Below are 19346 nucleotides of genomic sequence, written 5' to 3'. Positions count from 1 at the left end.
GCCGGCTGCCTCAGACCGGAGATCCGCCGTCGAACGCGTCGACGGCGGCAATGACGCCGCGAAGCTCGGCCAGGCCCTTCAGGCGTCCGATGCAGGAATAGCCGGGATTGACGGTTTTCGTCTGATCGTCGATCAAGAGGTGGCCGTGATCGGGGCGGAAGGGGATGACCCTGTCGGACCGCCCCGCCGTGTCGCGCCGTCGCTCTTCGCGCCGCAGAACCGTCGTCAACGCGACCATGTCGACATCGCCGTCGAGGTGATCCGATTCCGTGAACGAGCCATCCGCCTCCTTGCGCACATTGCGAAGGTGGACGAAGTGGATCCGCTCGGCAAACCGCTTCGCCATGTCCGTCAGGTCGTTGTCGGGCCGTGATCCATAGGATCCGGCACACAAGGTCAGTCCGTTGGCCTCGTCGTCGACGCTTTCGAGAAGGGCCGCGATATCGTCAGCCGTGGAAACGACCCGCGGCAGGCCGAACAGCGAGAACGGCGGATCGTCGGGATGGATCGCTAGACGAACCCCGTGCTCGGCTGCCACGGGCACGACCTCTTGAAGGAAGGCAATGAGATTGGCCCGCATGTCCGCCGAGGATATCTCGTCGAAGCTTGCGATCTGGGCGCGGATGCCGTCGCGTGTGTGCGTATCCTCCTTGCCCGGAAGGCCGGCGATGATGTTGGTCTCAAGTCGCAGCAGGGCCTCCTCGGACAGAGCCTCGAAACGCCTGCGCGCCGTTTCCACGAGGTCGGGCTGGTAGCTTTCCTCGGCGCCGCGGCGCTTCAGCACGAACAGATCGTAGGCAGCGAAATCAGCCATGTCGAACCGCAGGGCGAGCCCCCCGGTTGCGGTGGGATATCGCAGATCCGTGCGTGTCCAGTCGACCACAGGCATGAAGTTGTAGCACACCACGGGAATGCCGGCCCGGCCAAGGTTGGCAAGGCTGACCTTCCAACGGTCGATGAAATCGCGGCATTGCCCGTTGCGCAGCTTGATCGCCGAATGGACCGGAATGGACTCGCAGACCGACCAGACCATGCCTGCACGCTCGATGGCCGCCTTTCGCTCCAGAACGTCGTCGAGGGTCCAGGCGCGACCGTCATAGACGTGGTGCAGCGCCGTGACGATGCCATGGGCACCGGCTTGGCGTGCATGCGACAGGGTCACAGGGTCATTCTCGCCAAACCATCTCCAACTTTCCAGCATTGACGTCCTCTCGATTTAATGTAGGACAATAAACGCATCTGACGTTGTTTTGCGCAAGCGAAAAGCCTTTAGACCTTGAAATGCCCAACATAATGTTGAGACCTCGCAAATGCCGGCACGAATGAACACGGCCTCGGACCTGCCGGACACCAAGGCGTCGGCGGTGGACGAGGTGGTGATGCAGATCCGGGCCATGATCCGGGACCGCCACATGGGCATCGGGGATGTTCTGCCGGGCGAGGTCGAGCTTGCCGAGATGTTTGCAACCAGTCGCGGGACGATCCGCGAGGCCATCCGCACGCTGAAAGCCTATGGCATTGCCGAGTCCCGCCAGAAACTCGGCGCGGTGCTGACCGACGGGCACAACACCGCGATGCAGGATCTCTTCGCGTTCGCCATGGAGGTTTCAACGGATGCGTTCCAGGACATCCAGGGCTTCAGACGCCTCACCGAAATGAACCTCTTCGATCTCCTGGTGGCGCATCTGGATGCCGAAACCTTGGCAAGGCTGGACGCCATCAATGCCGCCATTCCCGCGGCGACAAGCGCCGACGAAGCCTCGGAACGCGATTTCGCCTTCCATATGGCGCTCGTCAGCGCTGCCGGCAATCGCACGCTGACACAGACATATGGCATGCTCCAGCCTGTCATCCGCCGATTGATGATGGCGGGCAAGACCAAGCGTTCCACGCTGGACCATGTCTTTGCCGAACATCAGGCGATCGTGGAGGCGTTGCGCAGCCACGACCGGATCGGCTTTGCCTATCATATGGATCGGCATCTGAGCGCAGGGCTCGTCTTCATGCCCGACGCCCGGATTCCCGGGTCGAGACAGTCAGAGGAGATGGGCCGTGCGTGAGGAGAAGCGCGAATTGGCGCAGAAGATCGCCGTCGTCACCGGCACCACGGGCATCGGGCGGGCAGTCGCCCTCACGCTCGCCGAAAGCGGTGCGACCGTGTTCGCGCTCGGCATCGACCAGGCGGCCAACGCGGCGCTGCGCGAGATCGCAACGGCGCGCGGCCTTGCCGTGTCCGTGCTCGACGTCGATGTCTCCATTCCCACGGCGGTCCAGGCGGCCATCGCTACCGCGGCGGCACCCGCCGGGGGTCTCGACATCATCGTCAACGCCGCTGCGATCCACCCCTATGGCGACGCCACACAGACGTCGTTCGAGACGTTTCTGCGCTGCATGGCGGTCAATGTCGGCTCCATCCACTTGACGGCCCAGTTTGGCGTTCCCGAAATGCGCAGGCGCGGCGGCGGCGTGATCGTGAACCTGTCGAGCGTGCAGGGCCACGCCTGCCAGAGCGGCGTCTCGGCCTATGTCGCCTCCAAGGGTGCCATTCATGCGATGACACGCGCTATGGCGCTCGATTTTGCGGCCGACCATATCCGGGTCGTGTCGATCAGCCCGGGGTCCGTCCGCTCGCCCATCCTGGAACTGGCCGCTCGCACCTTCGAGGGTCCGGAAGCGGATATCGAAGAGGTCTTCCGGCGGTTCGGCGCCGCGCATCCGATCGGGCGGATCGGTGAGCCGGAGGAGGTTGCCGATCTCGTGGCGTTCCTCGTCTCCGACAAGGCCGCCTTCATCACAGGCTCAGACCATCGGATCGACGGCGGCCTCACCGCCGGCATCGGCGTGCGATAAGATTTCAGGGAGAACGCCATGACGGACAAGCTGCTGCGAAGCATCATCAACCGCTCTCTGCGCGAGGCCGAGCTCTTCATGGCCTCCCATGGATATGTGCTGCCCCCCTTCGCCAATTGGACCCCGGCCGAGATGCATAGACGCCGGGGCGAGATCGGCAACATTATCGATGCGAACCTCGGCTGGGACATCACCGATTTCGGCCTCGGCGATTTCGAGCGCACAGGGCTTCTCCTGTTCACCGCCCGGAACGGACGCCTTGCCGACCTGAAGCGCGGCGGCGGCATGCTCTATGCCGAAAAGGCCATGATCTCGCGAGAAGGCCAGATCACGCCGAGCCACACCCACCTCCTGAAGACGGAGGACATCATCAATCGCGGCGGAGGAACCCTGGTGGTCGAACTCTTCGGCGACACCGAGGGAGCCTGCAACCGGAGCAAGGGAACGACCGTGCTGTGCGATGGCATCGAGCGCGTGCTGCCGCCCGGCGCACGGCTCACCCTCAAGCCGGGTGAAAGCGTTACGCTCCGACCGGGCGACTGGCACGCGTTCTGGGCGGAAAGGGCCGACGTTTTCGTCGCAGAGGTCTCGACCGTCAACGACGATGCGGCCGACAACATGTTCGAGAACCCCGCCGTCACCCGCTTCTCCGGGATCGAGGAGGACGAGCCCCCGGCCCGCCTGCTTGTGTCCGACTACGCAACCTGGCTTTCCTGAAAGCGAAAAGGAGGGGCACCATGAAAGCGCTGTTTCTCGACGCCGTCGGACAATTCGCCCTGCGGGACACCTCCATGCCCGAGCCGGGTCCGCACGACCTGCTCGTGCGCGTGGAAGCGTGCGGCATTTGCGGCACGGACCGGCATCTCTTTCTGGGAGAGTTCCCCGCAAAGCCACCGGTCACGCTCGGGCACGAGTTTTCCGGGATCATCGAAGCCGTCGGCGCGCGCGTCTCCGGTTTTGCGCCGGGCATGCGCGTGACCGGCGATCCGAACATTGCCTGCGGTCGCTGTCCGGAGTGCCACCGGGGCCGCGTCAATCTCTGCCATCATCTCCAGGCGATCGGCATTCATCGCAATGGCGGCTTTGCCGACTACGTCCTCCTGCCGGAGACACAGGCGTTCGCCCTGCCCCCGTCGCTCGATCCGCTCCACGGCGCCTTCTGCGAACCTCTCGCCTGCTGCCTGCACGGCGTCGATCTTGCGGAGATCAAGCCGGGCGCCTCCGTCATCGTCATCGGCGGGGGCGTCATCGGGCTGCTCGTCGTGCAGCTCGCGCGTTTAGCCGGCGCAACCGAGGTTGTCCTCCTGACGCGCAGCGAAAGCAAGCGCAGGCTGGCCGAGGGTCTCGGCGCAACCGCAACGCTCGATCCTTCCGGCTGCAATGTGGTCGAAAGCGCCGTCGGGCCTCATGGCGCGATACCGGGAGGCGCGGATGTCGTCTTCGAATGCGCCGGGCTTCCCGAGACCGTCGAGCAGGCACCTCACCTCGCGCGACGCGGCGGCACGGTCATCATCCTCGGCGTTCTCCCGCAGGGTGTGACGGTCGCGCTCTCGCCGTTCGACCTCTTGTTCCGGGAGATCAAGCTGATCCCCTCATTCCTCAACCCCTTTACCCATGCCCGGGCCGCAGCGCTGATCGCCGCGGGCACGATCCAGGTCGCACCCCTTGTCAGCCGGACGATCCGTCTCGATGAAGCGGCTGACGCCATCTCCCATCCTGCCGGAAGCGGCGAGATACGGGTTCTCGTCGTCCCCTGAGCGTCGGCATCGTCGCGGATGTCCTCAGGATCGGTGGAACCGCCGCTTCAGAAAGCGCGACGTCTTGTAAGTCACCCCGGCCGGCCGCTCGGGATCGGTGATATCGGACTCCGCCATCAGCTCCTCGGCCGTCGTCAACTCCCGCATCGCAACCGGCACGAGACGGCGTCCTCTCTCGGGTGTCAGCCGCTCGATGGCCTTGACCAGCGAGCCGTGCTCGACGATGGCCTCAGCCACCTCTTGCGCCGTCCGTCCAAGATGTTCCCCGATCAGCGCATCGCGACGGGTCGCAATCGTCTGCGCCGTTTCAGGCTCGTTTTCCCGCGCCTCGATCAGCACGTCGCATTCCGTGTCGTAGCCCATCGATCGGTTGTTGAGATTGGCGGAGCCGAGCTTCAGGATCCGGTCGTCGGCAATCATGATCTTGGCGTGGACATAGATAGGCGTACCCGCATCATTGACCGGATAAAGAAGCCGGAACCGGTCGAACCTGTCGGCATCCCGCACATGCTTCATCAGCCGAATGCGGGCGGAATCCATGACCTGCGCCTCGAGCCAGCCGTTTGCCCCTTGCGGATTGATGACGACGACCTCGGGTCCCTCCGGCTCCGCAAGGCGATCGGCGAGCGCGTCGGCGATCCGTCGCGAGGCGAAGTATTGGCTTTCGATATAGAGCGTCTTTCGCGCGGCAGCGATGATCGCAAGTGTCGCCGTCTCGATCTCGACGACCTGCCGGCGCCGGTCGTACTCCGGCAGGGTGCGCGCGATGCCGAGATCGATATTGCGGAAATCCACGGCGAGATCGTCCGGCCAGGGGTTTGATCCGCTCTCCACGGGTGCGAGCGTCTCCCCCGTGGCCTCGAGCCAGCGGGAACGCGCGAGTTCGGCCAGGGCAGCCGCCGCTTTACCCGAAAAGCACGTGGTCGCGTCGTGCCAGGGATCCTGCGCGAACCCCAGCGGCGAGCGGCGGCGCTTGTCCTTTTCGAGGTGATCCGTCGTATCCCACCGCCCGACCGTCATGTCGATCCCGCCGCAGAAGGCAACGGCGTCGTCGATGATGAGGAGCTTCATGTGATGGGCCGACATGGCCGGGTGAGCGCTGTCGAGCTTCAGGCTGACGCGATCCGAAAACAGCCAGCCGAGCATATAGACCGGCGTCTCGCCGCGGACGAGCGAGGCGAACAGGCCCATATCCCATTTCAGAATACGGATGTTCAGCGCATCGTTTCTCTTGGCGAGCCAATTGAAAAACCGACCGAGCTTGTCGGGCGTTCCGTCCGTGCTCTTGCCCGGCACCAGATCGATGCGCGTGTCGAAATCCCAGCCGATCAGCACGATCGATGTCTTCGCCTTCAACATCGCCTGCCGCGCATGGCGGAAGAAGGCCTCGGCATCGACGATGACCGAAAGCCGATCCGCCCGCGCGATCCGCCAGCAGGTTTCTCCCTCTGCCAGTATCGTGTCCATCACCCCTCGCTTCCGTCAACGTTCCGCAGCACAAGATAGGGCCTGTTCAACGCCCGGCCATCTCCCGATGCCACGGAAGTTCGCGTGACCGACCTTGCCGCGTTGATCTGCAGCGCTTGATGGTCGAGGATGCGTCGAACGCAATGCCGGAGACATGGAATGGTGATGGTGCAGGACAAAACGGACGAGATCCAACAGCGGATGACGATCCTTGGCGAGCTCGATATTGCGTCCTTTCTCCCCTGGATCCATCGGCATGCGGCAAAGCTCGGACTAGGCCAGACGGTCGCCCACGCCGACGACGCACGGATCGAACTCGACCTGCGCGGCCCCGAGGCCCTGATCGACATGATGGAGATCGGCTGCCTGCTCGGGCCGATCGATGTCTGGGTCGAAACGATTGCCCGCGCACCGTGTAACGCCCAGTTTCCCAACGCAAAAACAACAGTTTGATGGGAATGACGAGAAACCTGTTGCCCGTTATTTGATCATGATTGCCAATGCGTTTTTTCTATGCAAACGTAAGCCCAACGGAGCTGAGAGTCCGGCGGTCTGCTCGTTCTCTCTCCTCGACAAACTTGGACCTTCCCGGGAATTTGACGCATGCGCTCCGATACGACAGGCTTTTGGACGCCAGTCGCCCTTTCTGCCGACGTCCTGGCCGGAACTGTCATCCCGGCACGCGTTTCCGCAGGAATCATTGCCCTCTGGCGCAGTCAATCCGGACACGTCGCAGCCTCCGCAGATCGCTGTCCTCATCGCGGCATGAGCCTCTCGCACGGTTTCGTGCGCGGTGAGGCCCTCTCCTGCATCTACCACGGCTGGAGCTATGGGCAGGACGGGCGCTGCGTCCGCATTCCCGCGCATCCGGGCCTGACGCCCCCGGAGACCATCCGTGTCACGACCTATGCGGTCCGCGAGAGCGATGGCATCGTATGGGTCGCGGAAGGCACGCCGGCGTCCGATCCGCCGTCGCTTGCCGGATGGATCCCGCTGCGGACCCTGACCGTCGAGGCCGACCGTGAGGCGATCGAGACGGCGGCGGGCGCTTCGGCCAGTGCGGACGGCTTGCTCGAGACGACCCGCGCCGACGAGCGGCTCTGCCTCCTGCTCTCCCCGTCGCAGCAGGTTCGCACCGGGATGCAGACCGTGACCCACGTGCTTGTCGCAGACGGGTGCTTGCCGCCTGTGCGCATTGCGGCGTCGAGGAGTGCCGAGAGGCTGCGGCGCATGGCGGAGACCGCCGCCGAGAAAGGACGCTTGCCATGACGGACGATACCGCCTCCGCTCAGGCCATGACCGACGAATGGTATCCGGTCGGCCTCATCAGCCAGCTCGACAAGACCGGAAGGCAAACCGCCCTGATGGGCGAGCCGATCGTCGTCGCTCACGATGCCGATGGCCAGGCGCTCGTGACGGGCCATAACGGCCGGCGTCTCCCGGTCAAGCTGCGCTACGGGCATGTCTGGTCGTCGCTGGGCACGCCGAAAAAGGATATTTTCGCGATCCCCGAGGCCGATCAGCCCGGTCGCCGCTTCGTGGATGTCGGCGTGGTGCGCGTGCGGTGCTCGCCGCTGCGTGCCGTCGAGAATTTCCTCGATATCGCGCATTTCCCGTTCGTCCACACCGATGTGCTCGGCGCCGAACCGCACACCGAGGTCTTGAACTACACGGCGGAAATCCGTCCGGATGTGGACGAGGTCTGGGCCACGGAGGTCAAGTTCTACCAGCCGCAGGCGTCGAAGTCCGCCAGCGGCGGCATCACGACGGAGTACATGTATCGTGTTCCTGCGCCCACCTGCTCGGTGCTCTACAAGACCTGTCCGCCGCGGCCGACCGAGTGGGATGTGATCACGCTTTTCGTCCAGCCGCTGGCCGAGGATCTGTGCGACGTCTGGCCGTGGATGGCGCTGTTCGACGACGAGACGGCCATGACCGATCTCATTCACTTCCAGCAGATGATCTTTCTTCAGGACCGCTCGATCCTCGAAAACCAGGTCCCCCGTCTGCTGCCGCTTGATCCGGGCATGGAGATTCCGACACGCGCGGACTTAACGTCGATTGCCTATCGGCGCTGGCTGAAGCGGCACAACTATACCTATGGCGCACAGCTGGTGGCGCGATGATGAGACTGTACGACTACGTCCTTTCGCCGAGCTGCTACAAAGTTCGCCTGATGGCGGCGCTTGCCGGCGTGTCGCTGGAGTTGAGACCCGTCGACTTCCACCCCGGAGCGGAGCATCGGGGACCGGAGCTGTTGTCGCTCAACCCGGCCGGCTCGCTTCCCATCCTCGTCGACGGCGACCTCGTCCTGACGGAATCCTCGGCGATCCTCGTCTATCTCGCGGGCAAGGCCGCGTCGCAATGGCTCGGACGCGCGTCGCCGGTCGATGCCGCGCGCGAGCAGCAGTGGCTGTCTTTCTCGAGCCGGCTGACGACATCGCTCGGGTCGGCGCGTCTGCACGAGATGTTGCTGCGTCCCGGCGACATCGGCGCCCTGCAGGCGGCGGGCATCGCCGCGCTTCGCGAGCTGGAAGCCGGGCTCGTCGAGCAGCGCCTGCAAGGCCGGGCGTTCCTTGTGGCCAATGCGCCGACGGTCGCCGATATCGCGTGTTTTCCGTATGTCGCCCTGGCACCGGACGGCGGCATCTCGCTCGACCCCTACCCCGCGATCCGCCTCTGGTCGCGCGCTCTTCGCGCGCTTCCCGGCTTCATCGAGATGCCCGGGATTCACCGCCTGCACGAGCTGAAACCCGAACCTCTTCTCGAACCGGGCGTGGTCTGACATGAGCGGCTATCTCCTCGCGAACTGTGCAGCCGTGATCGTCGACGAGGGCGATGGACTACGTGTGCGTCGCAATGTCGACCTGCTGACGGTGGGGTCCGCCATTTCCGCGATTGGCGTCGATATCGCGCGCGATGCCCTGCCCGCGGGCACCGAGGTTCAGGATGCCAGTGGCTGGTTCGTCTATCCCGGCCTCGTCAACACGCATCACCATTTCTTCCAGTGCTTCGTGCGCAATCGGGCCGATCTCGACTGGACGAAACTGTCGGTGATCGAATGGCTCGATCGCATCTATCCGATCTTCTCGCAGCTTACCGAGGAATGCTTCTACCAGTCGTCGCTGACCGCCATGGCCGAACTGATCAAGCACGGCTGCACCACCGCTTTCGACCACCAGTACAATTTTCCGCGACACGCCGGAACGCAGCTGATCGACCGCCAGTTCGAGGCCGCCGACCTCCTCGGCATGCGGTTCCATGCGGGACGCGGCGGCAACACGCTGCCGAAATCCGAGGGGTCGACCATTCCCGACGAGATGCTGGAGACGACCGATGCGTTCATCGCCGACTGCGCCCGCCTGATCGATCGCTATCACGATGCCCGCCCCTTCAGCATGCGCCAGGTCGTCGTTGCACCCTGCCAGCCAGTCAACTGCTATCGCGAGACCTTTGCGGAGTCCGTGTCTCTAGCGCGTGATCGCGGCGTGATGCTGCACACGCATGTCGGCGAGGGCGAAAGCCCGGTCATGCAAGCCCGCCACGGCCGCCGCACCGTCGACTATCTGGAAGAGCTCGGCTTTGCCGGGCCGGACACCTTCTACGCCCATTGCTGGGAGCTGACGCACGACGAACTGCGGACGATGGCGCGAAGCGGCACGGGCGTCTCGCACTGCCCGGAGCCCGTCTACCTCGTGGGCGCCGAGGTGACAGACCTTCCCGCCATGTCCGCCTTTGGACTGCGCCTCGGGCTCGGCTGCGATGGCGCCGCCTCGAACGACAATTCCAACCTGATGCACTGCCTGCACTCGGCCTACATGCTCCAGTGCCTCGTCTCCTCCCGCCGTACGCATCCGGTACCCCCGCCGGTCGATTTCCTGCGCTACGGGACGAGCGGCGGCGCGAGCCTGCTCGGCCGCAGCGACATCGGACGTCTTGCGCCCGGCATGGCTGCGGACCTCTTCGCCATCGACACGCGGCGCATGGACTATGTCGGCACCCGCCACGATCCCTTAAGCCTGATTGCGCGCGTCGGCATCGGTGCGCCGGTGGACATGACCATGATCAACGGCCGGATTGTCTGGCAGAACGGCGAATTTCCGGGTCTGGACGAAGCGCAGATGGCCGCCGATGCCGAAGCCGCACTGGCAAACGTTGCATTCTAAGACAATAACAACACAGGGAACCGAACTCATGAACACCGATCTGACACGCCGACACCTGATGAAAGCCGCCGCAGCGACGGGCCTTGTCGGCGCGCTGGGCAGCCACCTTGCCATGGCCGCCGACGAACCCTTGGGCATCGCCCTGGTCATCCCGTCGCCGATCGGTGATGTGGGCTGGGGGCACGCTCTGGCGGCCGGGCTCGAGCCGATCAAGGCCGCCTACGGCGACAAGGTAAAGGTCACGATCCTCGAGAACATCGCCGAAGGACCCGATGCCGACCGCATCATGACGAAAACCGTTGCGGACGGAAACAAGGTGCTGATCGCCGGCTCCTTCGGATACCAGAACGGCGCGCTGCAGATCGCCCGGCGCGATCCCGGGGTGACCGTGCTGCATGCTTCCGGCTTTCAGGTTGCACCGAACTTCTCACCCTTTGCCGCCAAATATTTCCAGGGCACCTACCTGCTCGGCATGGCCGCGGCCGCCCTTTCCAAGACGGGCAAGCTCGGCTCGGTCTCGGCTTTCGCCATTCCCGAGCTGATCACCTCGATCAACGCCTTCACGCTCGGTGCACAGGCCGTCAATCCAGCGATCGAAGTCTCCGTGGTCTGGGTGAACTCCTGGTTCGATCCGGCCAAGGAGCAGGAGGCCGCCAAGGCGCTGATCGCACAGAAATGCGACGTGATCTTCTCCAATGCGCAGGACACGCCCTCGGTGGTGGCCGCCTGCGAGGAGGCCGGAATCTACGCCTTCAACCTGAATTCCTCGATGAAGAAATATGCCGAAAAGACGTATCTCGGCTGCGTGTCGACCGACTGGTCGCCCTTCTTCAAAGCCTCCGTCGAGGCCCATCTCGCCGGCACGTTCAAAGGTGCGAACGCATTTCTCGGCGTTGCGGAAAAGGTCGTGGAGGTTGTCGACTGGAACCCCGCCATCCCGGCCGACACGATGACCAGGATCAAGGATATCGAGGGACAGATTGCCGCCGGCAGTTTCTCGCCCTTCACAGGCCCGATCACCAAGGCCGACGGCAGCGAAGGCGTGGCGGCCGGCGTCACGCTGGCGGATCCGGAGATCATTGCGATGAACTGGCACGTCAAGGGTGTCGTCACGCCTTTGCCCAAGTAAGTCATGCGCGCCCCGCTCCTGTCGCTTCGCGGCATCTCGAAAAGCTATGGTCCGATCAAGGCCAATCAGGACATCGACCTGGATGTCGGCGAGAGCTCGATTCATGCGATCCTCGGCGAGAACGGGGCTGGCAAATCGACGCTGATGAAGCTGATCTACGGCGTCGAAACGCCAGATGGCGGAACCGCCGTCTGGCAGGGCGCGCCCCTGACCCTCGCGTCCCCTGCCGACGCGCGGCGCCAGGGGATCGGCATGGTCTTCCAGCACTTTTCCCTGTTCGAGACCCTGACGGTCCTCGACAACATCCGCCTCGTCGTGCCGGGCCGCAAGGCGGCGCTCGTCGCGCGTGTCCGCGACATCGGGCGCAGCTTCGGGATCGAGGTGGACCCCTTCGCCCAGGTCCATGCGCTTTCCGTCGGCGAACGGCAGCGGGTAGAGATCATCCGGTGCCTGATGACGGAGCCGAAGCTCCTGATTCTCGATGAACCCACCTCCGTTTTGCCGCCGCAGCTTGTCGAGACGCTGTTCGAGACGCTCCGGCGCCTGCGCGACGGTGGCGTTTCGATCCTGTTCATCTCTCACAAGCTGGAAGAGATCCGCGCGATCTGCGACCGGGCAACCATCTTGCGCGGCGGGCGGGTCACGGGGCATGTCGATCCGCGCGACCACAACGCGCAGGATCTCGCCCGGATGATGATCGGCCGCGACATGCCGGAGCCGATCCCCGCCATCCCCCTCGCCGAGGGTGAAAAACGGCTGGAAATCATTGGTCTCGACCATACGCCGGACGATCCGTTCGCCGTCCCGCTGTCGAAGATCACGATGTCTGTCCGCGCCGGCGAAATTCTCGGCATTGCCGGCATCTCCGGCAACGGCCAGCGGGAACTGGCCAGTCTCATCTCCGGCGAAACAACGCTGGGACGCGAACATCCGGACCGCATCTTCATGATGGGCCGGGATGTCGGGCGGCTGCGTCCGGCGAAGCGCCGCGCCCTCGGTTTTGCTTTCGTGCCGGAAGACCGTCTCGGTCGTGGCGCGGTGCCGGAAATGTCGCTGGTGCTCAACGGCCTTCTGACGGCGCATCCGCAGAACCTCCTCAAGCGCGGCCTCATCGATCGAACGCAGGCACTGGCTTTCACGACCGACTGCATCCGTGACTTCGACGTGCGCGCGCAGGGACCCGAGAGCGAAGCCGGCTCCCTTTCGGGCGGCAATCTTCAGAAATTCATTGTCGGCCGGGAGATCATGCTGGCGCCGAAGCTGCTCTTCCTCGCGCAGCCGACATGGGGCGTCGATATCGGCGCGGCCTCCGCCATCCGGCAACGGCTCATCGCGCTTCGCAATGCCGGCATGGCCATCCTCGTCGTTTCCGAGGAGCTCGAGGAACTCTTCGAACTCTGCGACACGATCCAGGTCCTGCACCACGGGACGCTGAGCCCGCCGCTTGCGACCCGGGACACGCTGCCGGAGGACATCGGCCGCTACATGATCGGCGCACAGGCGCAGGCAGGAGATATCACGGCATGACGGGATCGGCGCTTTCCATCGTTCCGTCTCTGGTGCGCCGCGATCGCGCATCGCTTGCGGCGACCCTCATCGCGCCGCCGGTCGCGCTCGCCGTGGCCATCCTCCTCAATCTGCTCCTCGCCATGGCGATCGGTCGCAGTCCGTCGGCCGTGCTGCATGCGATGCTGCTCGAACCCTTCCTGTCCTGGGCCTCGTTCTCCGAGGTGCTGCTGAAGACCGGCCCGCTGTTGCTGATTGCCCAGGGGCTGGCGATCGGCTTTCGCGCGCGAGTGTTCAATATCGGCGCAGAAGGACAGTTCGTGCTCGGCGCCATCTTCGCCTCCGCCATCCCGGTCTGGTTTCCCCAGGCGACAGGCGGCTGGATCTGGCCTTTGATGCTGCTGCTCGGGGCGATCGGCGGCGCGCTCTGGGCCAGCATCACGGCGTTCTGGCGGGTGCGGCTCAATGCGAACGAGATCCTGGTGTCCCTGATGCTGAGCCTGGTCGCGGTCCAGCTGCTCTATTTCCTCCTCCTCGGACCATGGAAAGATCCGAACGGCTTCAATTTTCCGCAGTCGGTGCTGTTTCAGGTCGATGCGATGGTGCCGACGCTGATCCCGGGAACCCGGGTCAACGTCTCCCTCCTCCTCGCCGTCGCCGCATCCCTCGCCGCCTGGGTGTTCATGCAGAAAAGCTTTCTCGGTTATACGCTGCAGGTGGGTGGCATGGCGCCGCGTGCGGCGAGCTATGCCGGCTTCAACGAAAGCCGCGCCATCTGGCTGTCTCTTCTGATCGGCGGCTTTGCCGCAGGTCTTGCCGGCGCCGCCGAGGTCGCCGGGCCGCTCGGCCAGCTGCAGCGCTCCATTCCGACGGGCTACGGTTATGCGGCGATCATCGTCGCCTATCTCGGGGGTCTCCATCCCCTCGGCATCGTTCTCTCGTCGCTGGTCATGGCGGTGATCTATATCGGCGGAGACAATGCGATGGTATCCGCCAACCTGCCGATTGCCGTGGTGCGCGTCTTCCAGGGGATTCTGCTCCTCTCCTATCTCATCGCCGTCGCCTTCGTGCGCTACCGTCTCGCCTGGCCGACGGCCGCAAGGAGCCCGACATGAACGCGATCGAATTCATCCTGGCCGGGATGCTGGCCGCCGCCACGCCGTTCCTGCTCGCAGCCCTCGGCGAGATGGTGGTCGAGCGTGCCGGCGTTCTCAATCTCGGGGTGGAAGGCCTCATGGCACTCGGTGCCGTCATTGCCTTTATCACCGTCTATCACGGTGGCGGCCACCTTCTGGGGTTTCTCGCAGCGGGCGCTGCGGGCACCCTCCTTTCGCTCGTGTTCGCCTTCGTCGCGCTCGGCTTTCGGGCCAATCAGGTCGCAACCGGTCTTGCCATCGGCATTCTCGGCCAGGGCCTCTCAGCGCTGTTCGGCAAGTCCTATGAGAGCCTGACGGTCAAGGGCCTGCCGAAGCTTTCCGTGCCCGGCCTTTCCGAGCTGCCAGTCATCGGCGGTCTGTTCGTGCAGGATGTCGTGGTCTGGCTGTCCCTTGGCGCAACGCTTGCGATCTGGGCCACGTTCACCTTCACGCGGGTCGGCCTCGTCCTTCGTGCGGTCGGAGAAAATCCGAAGGCGGCCCATGCGATCGGCTATCCCGTGATCGCCGTGCGGGTCGCGGCGATCGCGTTCGGCGGCATGATGGCGGGGTTTGCCGGAGCTTACGCGGCGGCCGTCTACACGCCGCTCTGGGCGGACGGCATGATTGCCGGGCGTGGCTGGATCGCGATCGCACTTGTCGTTTTCGGCACCTGGCTCACCGGTCGCATCTTCCTTGGCGCCTGCCTCTTCGGCGCCGTGTCGCTGATGTCGCTCGCAGCGCAGGCCGGCGGGCTCGACCTGCCTTCGCAGCTTCTGTCGAGCCTTCCCTATCTCGTCACCATCATCGTTCTCGGCATCATCTCCGCCGACCGGCGCCTCCTCAAGCTTAATGGCGTCGCATCGCTTGGCGAGCCGTTCGAGCGATAGCCCCCGGCCCCGGCATCCCGCGACGTCAGGGCCTCTCGGCGGTTCGCGCCGTCATCGGGGCTTTGGGCTTCACGCCCCAGAGGTTTCCCACTCCCGGAGCAGCGTTTCGCTGTCCGTCACGACGCCGAGATGCAGCGAGATCATGGCGAGAGCTGCCTTTTCCAGAGGCTCGTCGGTTCCGCGCACCAGATCGTCGAGAACCGTGACGCGGTACCCAAGATTGGAGGCGTCGAAGGCGGTGTTCAAGACGCAGCAATCCGCCATGCATCCGGTGAGGACGACCCGGCGGGCTCCCATGTTTCTCAGGAGAAAGTCCAGATCCGTCGGATAGAAGGCCGAGAGCCGTTTCTTGCCGTCGACGATCATGTCGGACGGCTCCACACGCGTGGCGAACTCCGTCCAGCGGCTGCCTGCAAGAGCATGCGCGTCGGCATTCGGGATGTCGCCGACAAAGAGCGGGAATGTCATGCGCCACGCGGCAGGGATCCCCTTGACATCGTCCACGCCTCCAGGCCGCAGGGTGCTGCGCACGTGGATGATCGGCACCCCGAGTTCACGGGCACGGTCATGGAAGCGATCGACACCCTCGACGATCTGGCGAGCCCGAGGCGCGGGACAGGGACAGTCCGGATCTTCCGACAGATGGCCCTGATGGAGGTCGATGCTGATCGCGACCGTATCCTCACGCCTTGTGAATTCCCGGAAATGGTCGGGTAGCTCGACGGGTTCGCCATAGACGCGTGCCTTCATGATATCTCTCTATCGTTCTTGAGAGCCCGGGAGCCGCGTCAGCGGCGCTCCTCGCGTACGTAGGGCTGGCCGAGCGCGCCGGGTTCGTCGCTCGGCCCGTTCAGGTGCCGGATGGACACCCAGATCATGACGCCGAGCGTGGCGAGATACGGCGTGGTCATCAGGAGATATTGCGGGAGGACGATGCCGGCGGCGGCAAGCTTGGGGATGACCGCCTGGATGGAGCCGAACAGGAGGGCCCCTGCGGCCGCCCGCCACGGATTCCAGCGCGCAAAGATGACCAGCGCAATGGCGATCCAGCCACGACCGGACGTCATGTCGTCGATCCAGACCTTGACGTTCGCGACGGCGATGTAGGCTCCGGCAAGACCGACCAGGGCGCTGCCCGCCGTGACGGCGAGAAAGCGCGTCATCGATACGGAGACGCCCATGGCGTCGGCCGCTTCCGGGCTTTCTCCGACGGCGCGGAGGCGCAGGCCGAGCCGCGTCCGCTGCAGGAGATAGGACACGCCGAAGACAATCGGGATCATCAGATAGACAATCACGTCCTGGCGAAAGAGGATCGGCCCGATCACGGGGATATCAGCGAGCACCCCAAGGGAAACCGGACCGAGACCGGAGAACGCCTTGCTGGTCCAGCCAAACAGATTGCCGAGAAGGCTCGTCAGCCCCTGGCAGAAGAAGACGATGACGAGACCGGCGATGACCTGATTGACCCGGAGCACGATGACCAGGAACGAGAAGAGCACCGACACGGCGGCTGCCGCCAGCATCCCGGCCATCATCGCCACCAGCGGATCCGGCCTGAACGTCAGGAGAACGGCCACGGAGGCCAGGGCACCGACGAGCATCAAGCCCTCGGCCGTCAGGTTGAGGACGCCGGCACGCTCCGAGAGGATGAGGCCCAACGCGGCAAGGGCATAGGGCACGGCGAGCTGGGGGATCGTGGCAAGCCACGTCACGAAAAATGTGGTCATGCGCGGTACCTGATCCAGTGAACGCGATGGATGACGAGGAAATCGGAGGCGGCAACGCTCATGACCACCACGGCCTGGATCAACTGAACCATCGACGGGGGAATGCCGTAGAAAACCTGGAGATTCTGTCCGGCGATGACGAGAACCGACATCAGCAAGGCCACCACGGCTGCGGCAACCGGGTTGTTGCGCGCAAGGAAGCCGATCAGGACCCCTGAAACGCCGTAGCCCGGGAAGAAGGACTGCGTCAGCCGCCCCTCCTGACCGCTGCTCACCACGAAGCCTGCCAGTGCGGCGAGACTGCCGGAAACAAGCACGACGAAAAGCACCATGTTCGCCACGGGCAAGCCCAAGGCCCGTGCGACACCCGGGTTTGCGCTGACGAACCGCATGTAGAACCCCGCGCGACTTCGCGCGACGAGATAGGTCATCAGGAGGGTCATCCCCCCGGCAAGCACGAGCGAGACACTGACCCCGCTGTCCAGGTTCGGCAAAAGCTCCGACGCGGCATAGGCGGGCGAATGCGGAAAACCGTCCTCATCCTTCCAGGCGCCATACAGGAGATGCAGCAGGACGTAATAGGCGACGTAATTGAGCAGCAGCGTCGAGATGATCTCGTTGACCGAGAGGCGCAGTTTCAGGAGAGCGGGGATTGAGGCCCAGAGGGCACCGCATGTGACGGCGGCGAGCCCCATCAGCGGCAGGCGCGCCCATTCCGGACCGAGATGCAGAAGCGAAACGAGCGTCGCTCCAACCCCGCCGAAGATCATCTGGCCCTCGATCCCGAGGTTCCAGAAACGCACGCGAAACGCCATCGCCGCCGCGAGACCGACAAGGATCAGCGGTGCCGCCTGGACCAGAACGGCCTTGAAATTCATCGGGTCCAGGATCGTTGCGCTGACGAATTCGTCGGCAAGGCTCTCTGCCGGGACGCCGACCAGAATGAGGGCGAAGGCCGAAAGGCCAAGGCCTGTCACCAGAGCGGCCGCGAGCGCAAACAGGCGCAACGGGAAGCTGGCGCTTCGGCGAACCTCGATCGATATCTGCCCGAAGCGCCGCTGGCGCCCGGCAGCGTGCGCCTTGGCGATGACCGCGTTGCCGGCGGTGTCGATGGGAGATGCGCGTCGCGTCGCATCGGAAACGTCGTCACGCATGGCCCACCATTGCCCCGCCGATTTGCTGCCGGTCGAACGGCGCCGTGAATTCCCCAACGAGTTTGCCGCCCGCCATGACGCCGATGCGATGTGCCAGTTTCATCGCTTCATCGAGATCCTCGCTCACGAGGAGAACGGCCGCGCCGTTGCGCGCCGATGCCTGCAACCGGGCATGAACGGCCGCCGTTGCGCGGGCATCGAGGCCTCGACTGGGGCTTTGCGCCACGATGATGCTCGGCGGGTCCGAAAATTCGCGCGCGATGACCAGTTTCTGCGCGTTCCCGCCGGAAAGCAGCGCTGCCTTCTGGGACAGCGCGCGGACGCCCTGAACGTCGAAGCTGGACAGCGCCTCCTCGGCATTCTTGCGCAGACGGCCACGCCGCAACCAGAGCCATGAGCCGTACCGCCCACGGGCCACGTCGCCGACGCCGTAGTTTTCGGCGACCGAGAGACCTCCTGCCAGCGCGTACCGGTACCGGTCGGCCGGAATGAATGCGACACCATACCGTCGCAGGCGCGCCGGATCCGCCGCGGTGACGGCCTCCCCGGCATCCTCGAACTGAACCGAGCCGGAGCCAGCGCGGCGCAGACCCATCAGCACTTCGGTCAGCTCGCTCTGGCCGTTGCCGGACACGCCCGCAATCGCATAGATCTCACCCGCCCGGACATGAAAGGAAACGGCGTCGACCGCCTTGGTCCCATCCGCGCGCCGGACGGAAAGGCCCAGCGTCTCCAGCCGTCGCCGTCCGAAGACCGGTTGCGTCTCCCGCACGGTCGGCAGGGTCTCCCCGACCGTCAGGCGGGTCAGTTCCTCAAGCGCGGTGCCCTTGGGGTCGATGGAGCCAACGGTGCGTCCACCCCGCAGGATCGTCACGCGATCCGCAAATCGCTTCACATCCATGAGCTTGTGCGTCACGAGAACGACCGTCGTTCCGCTTGACGCCAGTCGTCTCAGGGTCAACATCAGCTTTTCGGCTTCCTGATCGGTCAAGACGGCCGTCGGTTCGTCGAGAATGAGGATCCGCGCGCCGGCAATCAGCGCCTTGATCACCTCGACCCGCTGCTGTTCGGCGATGGACAGACTGTCGATGCGGGCATCCGGATCGAGCGTGCCACCGAGTGCGGCCGCCTGCTCGTGGATGGCGGCACGCATCGCCAGGCGTTCGCCCTTTGCCGACGCGATGCGATCGCCGGAACCGAGCCGTGAAAGGAGCACGTTGTCGAGAATGGAGAAGGGGCGCACGAGCTTGAAATGCTGGTGCACCATGCCGATGCCGAGAGCTGCAGCTTCTCGAGGACCCGAGAGCCGGGTTTCCCGCCCTGCCAGTCTGAGCGAACCGCTGTCGGGGGTGTAGAGCCCGCAGCAGATATTCATCAGCGTCGACTTCCCGGCTCCATTCTCGCCCAGCAAGGCATGGATTTCGCCTGCTGCCGCGGAAAAGCTGGCCCCGTCGAGCGCCTGGAAGCCGTCGAACGCTTTGCTGACGCGCTCGAGCTCCAGAAGGGAATGGGTCATGGACATGCTTTCCGGATGTGTGGACTGCGCCCGGCGCTGGCGAAGGACCAT

19 protein-coding genes are annotated in these 19346 nt (G+C 64.6%); 13 read left to right on the top strand and 6 right to left on the bottom strand.

Translation table 11 applies throughout. The features are described from left to right. Window positions 1-10 precede the first annotated feature (10 nt). A complete protein-coding gene (gene uxuA, locus ASG25_RS09100) occupies window positions 11-1201 on the bottom strand; it encodes a mannonate dehydratase (RefSeq protein ID WP_062472756.1) in 1191 nt (396 codons plus the stop codon). A gap of 109 nt (window positions 1202-1310) precedes the next feature. Between uxuA and ASG25_RS09095 the strand changes: the two genes are divergently transcribed. Genes ASG25_RS09095 through ASG25_RS09080 form a run of 4 tightly spaced genes read left to right on the top strand, consistent with a single transcriptional unit; the run spans window position 1311 to window position 4607 of the window. After that, complete coding sequence (locus ASG25_RS09095; protein ID WP_244479352.1) at window positions 1311-2060, top strand: FCD domain-containing protein; 750 nt, start codon at window positions 1311-1313, stop codon at window positions 2058-2060. Continuing rightward, the gene (locus ASG25_RS09090) at window positions 2053-2850 is read left to right on the top strand and encodes an SDR family oxidoreductase (protein ID WP_062472752.1); all 798 of its coding nucleotides are present in this window, start codon (window positions 2053-2055) and stop codon (window positions 2848-2850) included. Before ASG25_RS09095 ends, ASG25_RS09090 begins: the two co-directional genes overlap by 8 nt. An 18-nt stretch (window positions 2851-2868) precedes the next feature. Further along, complete coding sequence (locus ASG25_RS09085) at window positions 2869-3567, top strand: D-lyxose/D-mannose family sugar isomerase (protein WP_348271265.1); 699 nt, start codon at window positions 2869-2871, stop codon at window positions 3565-3567. 20 nt (window positions 3568-3587) lie between these two features. After that, a complete protein-coding gene (locus ASG25_RS09080) occupies window positions 3588-4607 on the top strand; it encodes a zinc-dependent alcohol dehydrogenase family protein (protein ID WP_062472751.1) in 1020 nt (339 codons plus the stop codon). Window positions 4608-4631: 24 nt separating this feature from the next. Here ASG25_RS09080 and ASG25_RS09075 read toward each other — a convergent pair whose 3' ends face one another. Then, window positions 4632-6074: a phospholipase D-like domain-containing protein gene (locus ASG25_RS09075; protein ID WP_062472749.1), complete on the bottom strand. Its 1443-nt coding sequence runs from the start codon at window positions 6072-6074 to the stop codon at window positions 4632-4634. 165 nt (window positions 6075-6239) lie between these two features. Between ASG25_RS09075 and ASG25_RS09070 the strand changes: the two genes are divergently transcribed. From ASG25_RS09070 to ASG25_RS09030, 9 genes are all read left to right on the top strand, one after another. Beyond that, window positions 6240-6527 (top strand): hypothetical protein, encoded by a 288-nt coding sequence (locus tag ASG25_RS09070; protein WP_062474374.1) that lies wholly within the window; start codon window positions 6240-6242, stop codon window positions 6525-6527. A gap of 150 nt (window positions 6528-6677) precedes the next feature. After that, complete coding sequence (locus ASG25_RS09065) at window positions 6678-7343, top strand: Rieske (2Fe-2S) protein (protein ID WP_062472747.1); 666 nt, start codon at window positions 6678-6680, stop codon at window positions 7341-7343. Continuing rightward, window positions 7340-8200: an aromatic ring-hydroxylating dioxygenase subunit alpha gene (locus ASG25_RS09060; RefSeq protein ID WP_062472745.1), complete on the top strand. Its 861-nt coding sequence runs from the start codon at window positions 7340-7342 to the stop codon at window positions 8198-8200. The genes ASG25_RS09065 and ASG25_RS09060 overlap by 4 nt, the downstream gene beginning before the upstream one ends. Beyond that, entirely contained in the window at window positions 8200-8859 is a 660-nt protein-coding gene (locus tag ASG25_RS09055; RefSeq protein WP_062474372.1) for a glutathione S-transferase family protein, read from the top strand. Before ASG25_RS09060 ends, ASG25_RS09055 begins: the two co-directional genes overlap by 1 nt. A gap of 1 nt (window position 8860) precedes the next feature. After that, window positions 8861-10240 (top strand): amidohydrolase, encoded by a 1380-nt coding sequence (locus tag ASG25_RS09050; protein WP_062472743.1) that lies wholly within the window; start codon window positions 8861-8863, stop codon window positions 10238-10240. 28 nt (window positions 10241-10268) lie between these two features. Then, window positions 10269-11369, top strand: a complete 1101-nt coding sequence (locus ASG25_RS09045; RefSeq protein WP_062472742.1) for a BMP family ABC transporter substrate-binding protein — start codon at window positions 10269-10271, stop codon at window positions 11367-11369. Window positions 11370-11372: 3 nt separating this feature from the next. Next, complete coding sequence (locus tag ASG25_RS09040; protein WP_062472740.1) at window positions 11373-12896, top strand: ABC transporter ATP-binding protein; 1524 nt, start codon at window positions 11373-11375, stop codon at window positions 12894-12896. Beyond that, the gene (locus ASG25_RS09035; RefSeq protein WP_062472738.1) at window positions 12893-13990 is read left to right on the top strand and encodes an ABC transporter permease; all 1098 of its coding nucleotides are present in this window, start codon (window positions 12893-12895) and stop codon (window positions 13988-13990) included. Before ASG25_RS09040 ends, ASG25_RS09035 begins: the two co-directional genes overlap by 4 nt. Beyond that, window positions 13987-14898, top strand: coding sequence for an ABC transporter permease (locus tag ASG25_RS09030; RefSeq protein ID WP_062472736.1), 912 nt, complete (start codon window positions 13987-13989; stop codon window positions 14896-14898). Before ASG25_RS09035 ends, ASG25_RS09030 begins: the two co-directional genes overlap by 4 nt. Window positions 14899-14967: 69 nt before the next feature. Here ASG25_RS09030 and ASG25_RS09025 read toward each other — a convergent pair whose 3' ends face one another. From ASG25_RS09025 to ASG25_RS09010, 4 genes are read right to left on the bottom strand one after another with little or no spacing between them, the layout of a single operon-like run. Then, entirely contained in the window at window positions 14968-15648 is a 681-nt protein-coding gene (locus ASG25_RS09025; protein WP_062472734.1) for an isochorismatase family cysteine hydrolase, read from the bottom strand. A gap of 38 nt (window positions 15649-15686) precedes the next feature. After that, window positions 15687-16625 carry an ABC transporter permease gene (locus ASG25_RS09020; protein WP_062472732.1) on the bottom strand — a complete coding sequence of 313 codons (939 nt, stop codon included), beginning with the start codon at window positions 16623-16625 and terminating at the stop codon, window positions 15687-15689. Then, the gene (locus ASG25_RS09015) at window positions 16622-17779 is read right to left on the bottom strand and encodes an ABC transporter permease (RefSeq protein ID WP_082480025.1); all 1158 of its coding nucleotides are present in this window, start codon (window positions 17777-17779) and stop codon (window positions 16622-16624) included. Before ASG25_RS09015 ends, ASG25_RS09020 begins: the two co-directional genes overlap by 4 nt. Then, window positions 17772-19295, bottom strand: a complete 1524-nt coding sequence (locus ASG25_RS09010) for an ABC transporter ATP-binding protein (protein WP_200942771.1) — start codon at window positions 19293-19295, stop codon at window positions 17772-17774. The genes ASG25_RS09015 and ASG25_RS09010 overlap by 8 nt, the downstream gene beginning before the upstream one ends. Window positions 19296-19346 lie beyond the last annotated feature (51 nt).

Source organism: Rhizobium sp. Leaf384, from assembly GCF_001424065.1.
GTDB lineage: Bacteria > Pseudomonadota > Alphaproteobacteria > Rhizobiales > Rhizobiaceae > Ferranicluibacter.
The sequence above is the reverse complement of the archived record's forward strand: the minus strand, read 5'-3'. Positions and strand labels throughout refer to the sequence as shown.